This is a genomic window from Curtobacterium sp. GD1, assembly GCF_020882855.1.
Taxonomy (GTDB): Bacteria; Actinomycetota; Actinomycetes; order Actinomycetales; family Microbacteriaceae; genus Curtobacterium.
Map to the genome: position 1 here is coordinate 1 of NZ_JAFEVQ010000068.1, position 392 is coordinate 392.

A 392-nucleotide genomic window follows, 5' to 3' on the forward strand; every position below is an offset into this window, starting at 1 on the left:
TTCCCGTGCCGCGACCCGCGACGAGGCGGCGGCCTCGGGCGAGATCGTCGTCGTCACGACCCCGCTCGCCGCGATCGAGACCATCCCGGCCGGCCCCCTCGAGGGCAAGGTCGTGATCGACACGAACAACTACTACCCGCAGCGCGACGGCCACGTCGAGGCGCTCGACTCCGAGACCACCACGACCGCGGAGCTCCTGCAGGACCACCTCCCCGGCGCCCGGGTCGTGAAGGCGTTCAACCACATCGGCGCCGCGGACCTCACCGGCCACGCCTCCGCTGCGGGCACCCCGGACCGTCGCGCGCTCGTGGTGGCCGGGGACGACGCCGAGGCCAAGCGGGTCGTGTCGGACCTCATCGACCAGTTCGGGTTCGACGTCGTGGACGCCGGGC

1 protein-coding gene is annotated in these 392 nt (G+C 73.2%); it reads left to right on the top strand.

All coding sequences use genetic code 11. From position 1 onward, the window contains the following. Window positions 1-392, top strand: a 392-nt coding sequence (locus JSX79_RS18035; RefSeq protein ID WP_374475801.1) for an NADPH-dependent F420 reductase, incomplete at both ends; no start/stop codon positions are given.